This window comes from Kitasatospora sp. NPDC058115, from assembly GCF_042884635.1.
Taxonomy (GTDB): domain Bacteria; phylum Actinomycetota; class Actinomycetes; order Streptomycetales; family Streptomycetaceae; genus Kitasatospora.
The window spans coordinates 1-12,125 of the sequence record NZ_JBHVTL010000054.1 but is presented as its reverse complement, the minus strand read 5'-3'; the positions used below and the strand labels follow the sequence as shown (position 1 = coordinate 12,125).

Genomic DNA, 12,125 nt, shown 5'->3' with positions numbered 1-12,125 from the left:
GGGGGGGGCGGGGCGGGGGCGCCGCCCACCGGGGGGGCGGGGCCGGGCGCGGGGGGGGGGGGGGGGGGGCCCGGGGCCCCCGGGCCCCCCCCCGCGCTCAGCCGAGGTAGTCCTCCGGGGCGGAGCCGCGGCGGACGGTGTCCAGGGTGAAGCAGTGCAGCCCGCCGCCGAACAGCCGCCGGTGGCGGTGGCGGACCGGGACGGTGGTGAAGCCGTGCCGCTCCAGGGTGCGCCGCAGCTCGGGGCAGGCCTCGTTCACCAGGACCGTCTCCTCGTCGATCGACAGGACGTTGAGGTCGATGTACGGGCTGGTGAGCACCAGGTCGTCGTCGTCGTACGTCGGGAAGGCGTTGACCTCCGGCTCGGGCGCGAAGATCATGTCCCACTTGCGCAGCGGCTCGGGCAGCAGTTCCGCCACCTGCGGCGTGCGCACCAGGAGCTTCCCCGGCCGCAGCGCGAGCACCATGCTGTCGATGTGGTTGTCCGTCAGCGCGACGCGGTGGATCCGGAACCGGCCCTCCAGGTGGCGCTCCAGCCAGTCGCACCCCAGGGCGTGGTTCGCGGTCGAGACGTTGACCATCAGGTCCCGGCCGAGGCGCAGGCACTGGGCACCGTCGATCATCATCTCGAAGCCCAGGTCGTAGGGCGACGCCTGCGGTTCGGGGATGAACTCGGCCGGGCTGCCGGGCGAGCGTTCGGCGTAGGACGGGTCGAAGGAGGCGTCCGTCATCACCGGCCGGGGCATCACCGTCCATCGGGCGCCCTGCTCGAAGTACCCCTGGAAGACCTTCTTCAGCAGCTGCGTCTCGAAGTACCGGGAGCGCACCTGCGGCGGGGTCTCGACGATCTCGTCGCCCAGGATGAGCGTGTTGTCCCGGATGTTCAGCGGCGGCAGGACCGCGGCGGGCCAGGCGAGGGTCTCCACCCGGGTCACCTCGGCCAGCGGCATCGGCCGGTGCACCGTGACCCCGAGGGACTGCAGGGTCCGGGCGATGCCCTCGACGTCCTCGTTCAGCTCCTCGACGTACCGCCTCTTGATCGTCGACCGCGGGCCCGCCGTGCGGCCGCCGCCCTCCTCGGGCGGGGCCACCACCGGGTAGTACTGCTGGTCGTAGAAGGACCGCTGGGTGGCCAGGTTGTCGTAGAAGAACAGCCGGAACGACAGTTCCTGCTCGTGCGTCGTGTAGTTCTCGGCCGATCCGACGATCACTTCCTGGAGCGGTGACCAACCGTCGTAGCTGTTCAGGCGCATGGGCCTGCCTCCTCCGTGGTGTGCGAATGTTGCGGCGCCGGCGCGCCGTCGACCAGCCGTGCCAGGGTCGCCGGGGTGGGATCGGCCAGGAAGGCCGGCAGCGGGACGTCCACGCCGTACTCCGCCCGGACCCGGTCCAGCAGGTGCATGACCCGGGCGGAATCACCCCCGGCGGCGAAGAAGTGGTCCCGGAGCGTGGCGGTCGGACGGGCGAGGACCTCGCACCAGAGCGCGGCGATCCGGCGCTCCCGGGCCGTCCGCGGGCTGTCGTCCTGCTCCGCCGCGGCGGGGGCGGGCAGCCGTGCGGGGTCGAGCCGGCCCGCCGGGTCGAGCGGCAGCCGGGGCAGCACGACGAGCCGGGTCGGCACCGCGTACTCGGGCAGCAGCGAGTGAAGGTAGCGGAGCAGTTCCCCGGGCGCCGCGGCCTGCGGGCCCGGCGAGGTGAGGTACCCGATCAGCCGGTGGCCGGGCGCGGCGTCCGGGGCGGCCAGTACGGCGGCGTGCCGGACCGTCGGGTGGGCGCGGAGCAGCACCTCCGCCTCGGCCGGCTCCGACCGCCGCCACGGGTCCGCCGGGCCCCCGTCGGCGCCGGTGGCGCCGAGCAGCTCGGCCCCGGCGAAGGCCCGCGCGGCGTGCTGCGCGTCACGCGCGGTGAACCCCTCCCCGTCGAGCAGGACGGCCCGCGGCCCGGGCACCGGGGCACCGGCCGCCGACTGGACGAGGAGGAGCCGCAGCAGGTCGGGCGTGCACGCCAGCACGGTCGCCCGGTGCCGGACGAGTTCGCCCAGCAGGGTGGCCCGGGGCGTGGCCCGCGGGTCGACCAGGTGCAGGCTCGCACCGGTGAGCAGCGCGCCCAACAGCTCCGGCGCCGGGCCGTCGGCGGCGCCGTGCGCGAGCAGCGGCACCCGGTCCTCGGCGGTGAGGCCCAGCCGGTCGGCGAACCGCAGCGCCCGGGTGAGCAGGTCCCGTCCGGTCAGGCCCTGCGGCGCGGCGCCGGCCCCGGCGGGCGGCCGGAGGCGGGCGAGCGCCCCGGGGGTGTCCGCGGGCGCGAACGGCGGCGGGGGAGCCCCCTCGTCGGTGGCCGTCAGGACCGGGCGTCCCTCGGCCAGGCGCCCGGCCGCCCCGGCGTGGGCGGCGTCGGCCAGCAGCAGGTCCGGTCCGCCGGCGGCGACGGCGGCGGACAGCCGCGCCGGGGACTGCTGGAGGTCCAGCGGCAGGTAGGCGGCGCCGGCCTTCAGCGCCGCCAGCACCGCCGCGATCAGCCCGATGTCGTGGCCGTGCACCAGCCCGATCCGGGCTCCGGGACCGGCGGTCGCCCGTACCCGGGCGGCCAGTGCGTCGGAGACGGCGTCCAGCTCGCGGTAGGTCCAGGCGCCCGCGGGGCCCTGCACGGCGAGCCGTTCGCCGGACCGGGCGACGACCGCGCGGAACCGCCGGACCGGGCTGTCGTCGGAGGGGGCCGGGGGGCCGGGCTCGGTGGGGTTCCGGGTCATGCTGCTCTCCTCCTCATGGCGGGTTCCTCTCAGGCGGGGGCGAACAGCTCGCCGAGCCGCTGGTTGACCTCCCAGGCCTCGTCCAGGTCGGGTGCCACGGTGCAGTACGTCGCCCCCTGCCGGGTCCCGTCGTAGCCGCTGACGATCAGCACCCCGGTCCGGGTGGCCGGGTCGTAGGCGAGCCCCGCGCCCGCGACGGCGGCCCGCATCGCGTCGAACGAGGGGGTGGCCCAGCCCCGCGGCCACACGTTGGTGAGCAGGACCCGGTCCTTGGTGTAGCCCGGCCCCACCACGACCTCGCCGAGCACGTGGTAGGAGTGCGTGGAGCTGGTGATGCGGCCGTTCCACTCGGTGAACAGGACCTGCCGGTCCGGGGTGATGACCGCGTCGGCGCTCAGCCAGCCCCGGTAGCCCATCGCGTGCAGCGGCGCGCAGACCTTCCGTCCGCCCTCGATCAGCTCGGCCTGCAGCTCGGCGTCGAGCTCGGGCGGCGTCACCTCGTTGAGGTAGCGCGGGGCGTGCATCAGCTCGCCGATCCCGCCGAACACGGCCCCGCCGTCCTCGATGCGGAACTCGGCGTAGTAGGCGCGGCTGTCGTTGAAGTAGCGCTCGGCCACCACCAGGTGCGCCCCGCCGTCGGTGAGCCAGTCCCAGTGGGCGGCCAGGTACGCGCGCACCCCCGCCCGGTCCGTCACCTGCACGGTCCGCCGGGCCCCGACCGGCCGCATCCCCGCCACCGGGCTCAGCACCTCGTTGCCCGCGCCGCCGGCGCCGTACTCCAGCTTCACCATGACGCTGTGGCCCTGCTCGATCAGCGCGGTGATCGCGTCCTCGGCGGCCCGGGCGTCGGCGCACACCGCGCCCGGGGAGAGCGGAGCGCCCGCGCCCGCCGCCGCGGCCCGGAAGACCGCCTTGCTGCTGACGACGGCGCCGCCGCGCTGGCCAATGAAGGCGTGCCCGGCCAGCGCGGCCGGGTCGCCCAGCCGCTCGGCGAGCACCGCCACCGACACGTCGGGCCAGAGCGGGACCACCTCCGCCGGCGGCCGGCCGCCGAGTGCGGCCAGCACCTCGGCGGCCAGCCGCGGATCGGTGAGCTGCTCCGGGGTGAGCATGCCCGACGCGGACGACGAGGCGGTGGGCGGTACGACGACGGTGAGCGTCCGCCGGTCGACGCCGGTGTGCCCGGTCACGTAGGTCAGGAACGACTCCTCGGGAATCGCCGGAAGCACCAGGACGTCATGGTCGCGGGCGAACCAGATGAAATGGTCCACCCACCAGACGGCTCCTTCGCTGTGGCCGCCCAGATTCCCGTCCCAGTCATTGCCTATGAGGACTCTTGCCATCTCGGCCTCTCCGTGGAAACCATGGCGGGTGAGGACCAGTCAGCTCGGAACCCGCCCCGCCGGATGATGTCACAGAAGGTCCGGCGTGCAAGCGGAACGGATTGCCGACCGCGTCGCGCGCGGGACGGAAAAAGCGATTTCCCCGGAATTCCGTCAGGGAGGTGCGGGTCCATGACCGAATCGACAGCCGCTGCGGTACCGGAGCGGCAGCGGCGGACGGTGCGGGTGTGCGACACGCTCGCGGCGGTGCCGCCGCAGAGCTGGGCACCGGTGGCCGCCCGGGCCGGGCTGTACTCCTCGCACGCGTGGCTGACGCTGGTCGAGCAGGAGACCGAGGGGCTCTGCCGCTACCTGCTGGTCCACGACGACGCCGGGCTCGCCGGCGCCCTGCCGGTCTACCTGACGGCCGACGAGCCCAACCCGTACTACGACCCGCGCTCGGTCTTCCGCGCCGCCGTCCCGGGGCGCGGCGGACGGTACTGCGTGGCCGGCAGCCGCAGTGGCTACAGCAACGAACTGCTGCTGGCCGACCGGCTCGGCGAGGCCGGCCGGCGGGCCACGGCGGCGCTGCTGCTCGACGAACTCGCCCTGCTGGCACGGGAGGAGGAGCAGCAGCACGCCTTCCTCCTCTACCTGAACGAGCGCGGTCTGCGGCAGGTCGCGGGCGCCGCCGAGGGCCTCGCCCCGGTGCTCGGCTACAGCGGGGACGCCTGGCTCGACGTTCCCGGCGAGGGCTTCGGGGACTACCTCGCCGCGCTCACCTCCAGCCGGCGCTGGACCGTGCGCAAGGAACTGCGGGGCTTCGCCGCGGAGGGCCTGCGCACGGTCCGCACCGATCCGCGGGAACGGCTCGACCTGGTGGTGGAGTTCGCGCGGCGGGGCAACGAGAAGTACGGGATCGTCGAGGACGGCGCGGCGCTGCGCACCCGGTTCGAGCGGCAGTGCGCCGCCTTCGGCGAGCAGGGGGTGCTGTTCGAGGCCCGGCGCGGGCGGACGGTCCTGGGCGTGGCGCTCTGCTACCGCTGGGAGGACCGGCTGCACCTGCGGATGGCCGGGTTCGACCCGGCGGTGCCGGCCCGCGCCTACGCCTACTTCAACGTGGTGATCTACGAGTCGCTGCGGTACTGCTACGAGACCGGCCTGCGCGGCGTCCACCTGGGCACCGGGTCCCACGACGCCAAGGGCGGCCGGGGCGCCCGGATCGGCCCGCTGGCCTCCGTGGCGCTGCCCGCGGCCGGGGCGGACGGTGCCGATCCGGCCGCGCCGACCGCCCGGGCCGGGGTCCGCCGGTACTGGCGGCAGCAGAGCGCGAGGCGCCCGCAGCTGTTCGACGAGGAGCAGTGGCGGCCGTGGCTCGGCGACTGAGCGCGCCGGGCCGGACGGGGTACGAAGAGCCACCGGTGCCCGCCGATCTGACGTCATGTCATGATGCTGGCGCGCAGCCGCGGACTCGTCCGGGGATGGACAGACGATCCGCCCCCCATGGTTAATGGCTCTGCCGACGACCGCCTGCGGGAAGACCGGCACCGTTCGACGACATGGTGCGTGTGCGGAGCCGGCGCCGACCGATCCCGGTTCCAGAGGAGATTGAGGGCTGAGTGGTGCGGAACTTCCCCGATACCGATCCCGGGGTACCGGACATTCGCGGACCGTGGCGATATCTGCTGTGGCTGGCCGCCCGGCACCGGCGCGTCCTCGTGCTCGACTCCGTCTTCAACATGCTCTGGGCGGGCGGTCTGGCCCTGACCCCGGCCATGATCGGGCAGGCCATCAACGACGGCCTGGTCGCGCGGGACCAGGCGGCCCTGGTCGGCTGGGGCCTCGCGGTGCTCGCACTGGGCGTCGGCACGGCGCTGTCCGCCATGGCGGTGGAGCGCCTGGAGCTCCGGGCCAAGGTCGAACCCGGCTACCGCACCATGCAGTTCGTCACCCGGCGGACCTGCGAGCTGGGCTCGGCGGTCGACCGGAAGGTCTCGGCCGGGGACCTCGTCACCGTCGGCGTCTCGGACATCGAACTGATCGGCGCGACCTTCCAGTACGGCGCCCGCGGCGCCGGCGGCGTGGTCGGGGCCGTCCTCGTCGCCGCGCTCATGCTGGCCGCGTCCTGGCAGGTCGGCCTGCTGGTGCTGATCGCCGTGCCGGTCATCCTGGTCGTCACCACCCGGCTGGCCCGCGTGCTGCGCACCCGGCAGGCCGCGCTGCGCACGCAGCAGCGCGAACTCACCGACCAGGCCGTCGACATCGTCCGCGGACTGCGGGTGCTGCGGGGCATCGGCGGCGAGGAGCCGTTCGCCGCCCGCTACCGCGCGGGATCGCAGCGACTCCGCTCCACCGCGCTGCGGCAGGCCGCGGCGTCGGCGATGGTCGGCGCGACCAGGACCCTCCTGCCCGGACTGCTGCTCGCCGGTGTGGTGGCGCTGTCCGCGGAGCTGGTGCTCGGCGGGCACCTGAGCGCCGGACAGATGGTGGCCTTCTACGGGTACGCCGGCTACCTGACCATTCCGCTCAACCAGATGACCCTCGCCGTCTCGACGGCCATGCAGGGCCATGTCGCCGCCGCCAACGTCGTCCGGCTGCTCGGTACCGAACCCGACCTCGCGCCGGGCCCGCGGACGGGCGCGATGCCCGGTCCCGGCCCGCTGGCCGACCCCGAATCCGGCCTGCTGGTGCCCGCCGACGGGCTCACCGCCGTGGTCTGCTCCCCGGCCGACGCGATCGGCCTGGCCGACCGGCTGGGACGCTACACCGACTCCGGCGCCACGTACGCCGGGCAGCCGCTGGCCGGCCTGCCGCTGGCCGGCGTCCGTGAGCACATCCTGGTCGGCTCCGCCGACGCGCACCTGTTCGCCGGACCGCTGCGCCGCGAGCTCGTCCCGCCCGGCCCGTCGGAGTCGTCGGACCGGTCGGAGGCACCGGACGGCCCCGACGCCGACGACCGGCTGCGGGCGGCCGTCGACGCGGCCGCCGCCCGGGACATCGTCGACGCACTGCCGGACCACCTGGAGACCGAAGTGGCCGCGGGCGGACGGGAGTTCTCCGGCGGCCAGCAGCAGCGCCTGCGGCTGGCACGTGCCCTGCGCTGCGATCCGGAGGTGTTGATCCTGATCGATCCGACCAGCGCCGTCGACGCGCACACGGAGAGCCGGATGGCCGAGGGGATAGCCACGCTGCGCCGGGGACGCGCCACCCTCGTCCTCACCACCAGCGTGCCGCTGCTGCACCGGGCGGACCGCGTGGTCCTGGTGCTCGACGGCGCGGTGGCGGCCGAGGGGTCGCACGAAGCGCTGCTGGCCGATCCGCGCTACCGGTCCCTGGTGGACCGCCGGGTGGCCGTCGGATGAGCGCGCTCCCCGTCGCCACCCGTCGCGAGCTGCGCGCCTGGGCGTGGCACGCCGTCCGGACCCACCGCGCCGGATTCGCCCTGGTGGTCGGCCTCCAGGCGCTCTCGGCGGTCGTCGGGCTGTTCGCCCCGTGGCTGCTCGGCAACCTGGTCGCGGACGTCACCCGCGGCCACGACACGGTGCTGCGCTCGGTCCTGCTGATCATCGCCTGCCTGACGGGCCAGGCCGTCCTGGTGCGACTGGCCGGGTACGCCGCGGCCGCGCTCGGGGAGAAGGTCCTCGCCGGGCTGCGCGAGGAGTTCGTGGCGGACCTGCTGGCGCTGCCGCCGGAGATCGTCGAGGACGCGGACGGCGGCGACCTGATCACCCGGACCACCCGGGACGTCTCCCTGATGTCCAACGCGGTGCGCTCCGCGATCCCGGCGACCATGATCTCGATCGGGCTGGTCGGGTTCACCTTCGGCGCCCTGCTGCTGGTCAGCCCGCTGCTGCTGCTGCCCGGCCTGCTCTCGGTGCCGGTGCTGTTCGTCACCGCCCGGTGGTACCTGCGGCGGGCGCACGAGGGCTACCTGCGCCAGGCCGCCGGCTACTCCCGGCTGACCGAGAGCCTGGCCGAGACCGTCGAGGGCGCCCGCACCGTCGAGGCCCTGCGGCTGACCGGCCGGCGGCTGGACCGGCTGAACCGGGACATCGCCGACTCCTACGCCGCCGAGCGCCACACGCTGCGGCTGCGCAACGTCCTCCTGCCGCTGTGCGACGCCAGCTACTCCCTGCCGGTGGCCGCGATGCTCATCGTCGGCGGCACGCTCTACCTGCACGGCACGGTGTCCCTGGCCGCCGTCACCGCCGGCACCCTGTACGCCTCGCAACTGCTCAACCCGCTGGACCAGCTGGTCTCCTGGATGGACGAACTCCAGTCGGCGGGGGCCGCGCTGGCCCGGCTGCTGGGCCTCGCGCGGTTCCGGACGCCGGCCCCGGCACCGGCCGCTCCCGCCGCCGTCGCGTCCGGCGCCGCCGTGCCGGCCGTCGCGTCCGGCGCCGCCACCGTGCCGCCACCGCGGGCGGGGGACATCGAGGTCCGGGACCTGCGCTACGCCTACCGGCCGGAGCACGAGGTGCTGCGCGGCATCGACCTGACCGTCCGGCAGGGCGAGTGGCTGGCCGTCGTCGGCCCCTCGGGCGCCGGCAAGTCCACCCTCGCCAAGCTGCTGGCCGGGATCTACCGGCCGCACGGCGGCGGCATCACCGTCGGCGGCCGGGACCTCGGTGCGCCGGGGGCCGCCGGACGGCGCGGCACGGTGGCCCTGGTGACCCAGGAGCACCACGTCTTCCGCGGCACGCTGCGCGACAACCTGACCATCGGCCGGCCCGGGGCGGGGGAGGCGGAGATCACCGCCGCCCTGGCCGCCGTCGGAGCGCAGGAGTGGGCGCGGACCGTCGGGCTGGACGGCCCGGTCGGGCGCGGGGACGCGGCGCTGGACCCGGCGAAGGTGCAGCAACTGGCGCTGGCCCGGCTGATCATCGCGGATCCGGACGTCCTCGTGCTGGACGAGGCGACCTCGCTGCTGGACCCCCAGGCCGCCCGGCAGCTGGAGCGGTCGCTGGCCGCCGTCACGGCGGGCCGGACCGTGGTCGCCGTGGTGCACCGGCTGCACACGGCCCGGGACGCCGACCGGATCGCCGTCCTCGACGAGGGCCGGATCACCGAGTTCGGCACCCATGACGAACTGCTCGCCAAGAACGGCGCCTACGCGGGCCTGTGGCGTGCCTGGCAGGGCTGACCCGGACCGGGCTCCGCAGCGGTGCCCGCCGAATCCCACGGGGGGACTGGCGCGATGAACCATCGGATCCTGCAACAGGTGCGGGCGGCCTGGGGGGACGTCTTCGGGAACCCCCCGCCCGACCCGGACCGGGACTTCTTCGCCTGCGGCGGCAACTCGCTCCTCGCGATCAGGCTGCAGCGGGCCCTGCTCGACCGGACCGGGACGGCCGTCGGCGTCGCGGACCTCCTGCGCCACCGGACGATCGCCGCCCAGGCCGCACACCTCGGCCTCGCGGGCGGCCGGGACGGCGCGGACGGCCGGGCGGGCGAGAACGACGGGGGCGGCCCGGCCGGGGCGCCCGGACACGCATGACGAACGGTCGGCCACCGAGGCGGGATCTCCTTCCAGGATCAGGGGTAACAGATGCCAGACGACGTCCTGCTGCCGGTCTCCTTCGCCCAGCAGCGGCTGTGGTTCCTGGATCAGCTCGCGCCGGGCAGCGCCGAGTACCTGATCCCCGTCGTCCTGCGGCTGACCGGCACCCCGGACGTCGCGGCACTGTCCGCCGCGGTGGCCGACCTGGCGGCCCGGCACGAGTCCCTGCGGACGGTGTTCCGCGAGCATGACGGCCGACCGGTGCAACTGGTGCGCGACCCCGACCCGGACGTGCTGCGGGTGGCCGACGGGCCGGCGGATCCGGCCCGCGCCGCGGCCGCGGCGGTGGCGCCGATGGATCTCGAACACGGCCCGCTGTTCCGGGCCGTGCTCTTCCGCCAGGGCCCGGACGACCACCTGCTGGCGCTGACGATCCATCACATCGTGGCCGACGGATGGTCGCTGGGCATCATCGCCGACGAGCTGAGCGCGTGCTACGCCGCCCGCCGCGCCGGCCGGGCCCCCGACCTGCCGGAACTGCCGATCCAGTACCCCGACTTCGCGCTCTGGCAGCGGGACCGGCTGGACGGGCCGGTGCTCGCCGGGCAACTGGCCCACTGGATCGGGGAGCTGGACGGCCTGGCGCCGGTGGAGCTGCCCACCGACCGGCCCCGGCCGGCGGTCCGCTCCGCGCGCGGGGCGACGGTGTCCTTCGACGTCCCGGCGGCCCTGTCCGCACGGCTGAAGGAGCTGTTCGCCGCGCACCGGGTCACCCCGTTCATGGGGCTGCTGGCGGTGTTCCAGGTGCTGCTGGCCAACTACTGCGGACAGCGGGACGTCGCGGTCGGGACACCGGTCGCGGGCCGCAACCACGACGGGACCGAGGCCCTCGTCGGCTTCTTCGTGAACACCCTGGTGATGCGGGCGGACCTGACCGGCGACCCGTCGTTCACCCGGCTGCTGGCGCAGGTCCGGGAACGGGCGCTGGCCGCCTACGACCACCAGGACCTGCCGTTCGAGCGGCTCGTCGAGCACCTGGCCCCGGTCCGGGACCTCTCCCGCACGCCCCTGTTCCAGGTCATGTTCAACCTTCAGGACACCGCGGCCGGGTCCGGCGGCTGGGACCTGCCCGGGCTGCGGGTCGACGTCCAGCCCCTGGCCTACGGGGTCGCCAAGTTCGACCTGTCCCTCGACCTGGCGGAGACCGGGACGGGCTTCACCGGCGTCCTGGAGTACGCCACCGACCTCTTCGACCGGGCGACCGTCGAGCGGATGGCCACCCACTTCCTGGCCCTGCTCGCCGCGGCGGCGGCGGACCCGGCGGCCGCCGTCTCGCGGCTGCCGATGCTCGGCGCCGACGAGCAGCACCGGATGCTGACCGAGTGGAACCGGACCGGGGCGCCCGTCCCGCAGGCCTGCGTGCACGAGCTGGTGTCCCGGCAGGCCGCCGCGACACCGGAACGGATCGCGCTGGTCTGCGGGGAGAGCCGGCTCTCCTACCGCGAGCTGGAGGAGCGGTCCAACCGGCTCGCCCACCGGCTGATCCGGGCCGGGGTCGGACCGGAGACCCTGGTGGGCCTGTGCCTGGAGCGCGGCCCGCAGCTGCTCGTCGGCCTGCTGGCCGTCCTCAAGGCCGGCGGCGCCTACGTGCCGCTGGACCCGGCCCACCCGCGCGAACGGCTGGCGTTCATCCTGGACGACATCGCGGCGCCCGTCGTCCTCACCCAGCGCGGCCTGGCCGAGCGGCTCCCCACCGGGGAGCACCGGAGCGTGCTGTGCCTGGACGACGGCGGCGACGACGGCCTGCCGGTCACCGCCCCGCCGCCGCGGGCCACCCCGGCCAACCTCGCCTACCTCATCTACACCTCGGGATCCACCGGCGCCCCCAAGGGCGTCCAGACCCGGCACGACAACGTCGTCAACGGCCTGTTCGCCATGCAGCAGGTGATGCGGCTGACCGGCGAGGACCGGCTGATGGCGGTCGCCCCGTACACCTTCGACCCCTCCACCGTGGACCTCCTGCTGCCGCTGCTCCGGGGAGCGCGGATCCACCTGGCCACCCGGGAGGAGACCACCTCGCCGGCCCGGTTCGCCGCGATGCTCGCCGAGGACGGCATCACCGTCCTTCAGGTCACCCCGTCGCTGTGGAAGCTGGTCGTCGAGGAGATCCCCGACCTGTCCGACCGCCTCCACGTGCTGCTCGGCGGCGAAGCCCTCGACCCCGCGCTCGCCGCCACCACGCGTCCGCTGGTCCGGCGGCTCACCAACGTCTACGGGCCGACGGAGACGACGATCTGGGCGCTCGCCTCGGAGGTCGGACCGGGGCGGACCCGGGCCGCGGCGGTGCCGGTCGGCCGTCCGCTCGCCAACACCCGGGTGTTTGTGTTGGACGGGTTCTTGAATCCGGTGCCGGTGGGGGTGGTGGGTGAGGTGTATGTGGCGGGTGTGGGGTTGGCGCGGGGGTATTGGGGTCGGGCGGGGTTGACGGCGGGGCGGTTCGTGGCGTGTCCGTTCGGGGTGGGTGGGGAGCGGATGTATCGGACGGGGGATGTGGGGCG

Annotated in this window: 8 protein-coding genes; 5 read left to right on the top strand and 3 right to left on the bottom strand. The window is 75.0% G+C overall.

Annotation, left to right across the window (positions count from 1 at the left end):
- Window positions 1-97: 97 nt before the first annotated feature.
- The 3 genes from ACFVVL_RS34625 to ACFVVL_RS34615 are packed head-to-tail and all read right to left on the bottom strand — an operon-like array spanning window position 98 to window position 4,016.
- Window positions 98-1,252, bottom strand: a complete 1,155-nt coding sequence (locus ACFVVL_RS34625; protein ID WP_380288806.1) for a glycine amidinotransferase — start codon at window positions 1,250-1,252, stop codon at window positions 98-100.
- On the bottom strand, window positions 1,243-2,745 hold the full coding sequence (locus tag ACFVVL_RS34620; protein WP_387682428.1) for an AMP-binding protein: 1,503 nt from the start codon (window positions 2,743-2,745) through the stop codon (window positions 1,243-1,245). The genes ACFVVL_RS34625 and ACFVVL_RS34620 overlap by 10 nt, the downstream gene beginning before the upstream one ends.
- Window positions 2,746-2,774: 29 nt before the next feature.
- Window positions 2,775-4,016: a peptide ligase PGM1-related protein gene (locus ACFVVL_RS34615; RefSeq protein WP_387682425.1), complete on the bottom strand. Its 1,242-nt coding sequence runs from the start codon at window positions 4,014-4,016 to the stop codon at window positions 2,775-2,777.
- Between the two features lie 243 nt (window positions 4,017-4,259).
- On the opposite strand from ACFVVL_RS34615, the gene ACFVVL_RS34610 reads away from it, so the two are divergent.
- The 5 genes from ACFVVL_RS34610 to ACFVVL_RS34590 form a co-directional block, all read left to right on the top strand.
- Entirely contained in the window at window positions 4,260-5,453 is a 1,194-nt protein-coding gene (locus tag ACFVVL_RS34610; protein ID WP_387682422.1) for a GNAT family N-acetyltransferase, read from the top strand.
- A 332-nt stretch (window positions 5,454-5,785) separates the two neighbouring features.
- A complete protein-coding gene (locus ACFVVL_RS34605; protein ID WP_387682420.1) occupies window positions 5,786-7,429 on the top strand; it encodes an ABC transporter transmembrane domain-containing protein in 1,644 nt (547 codons plus the stop codon).
- On the top strand, window positions 7,426-9,210 hold the full coding sequence (locus ACFVVL_RS34600) for an ABC transporter ATP-binding protein (RefSeq protein ID WP_387682417.1): 1,785 nt from the start codon (window positions 7,426-7,428) through the stop codon (window positions 9,208-9,210). The genes ACFVVL_RS34605 and ACFVVL_RS34600 overlap by 4 nt, the downstream gene beginning before the upstream one ends.
- A gap of 54 nt (window positions 9,211-9,264) precedes the next feature.
- Complete coding sequence (locus ACFVVL_RS34595) at window positions 9,265-9,564, top strand: acyl carrier protein (RefSeq protein WP_380288794.1); 300 nt, start codon at window positions 9,265-9,267, stop codon at window positions 9,562-9,564.
- Between the two features lie 51 nt (window positions 9,565-9,615).
- On the top strand, window positions 9,616-12,125 hold a 2,510-nt coding region (locus tag ACFVVL_RS34590; RefSeq protein ID WP_387682414.1), incomplete at its 3' end, for an amino acid adenylation domain-containing protein.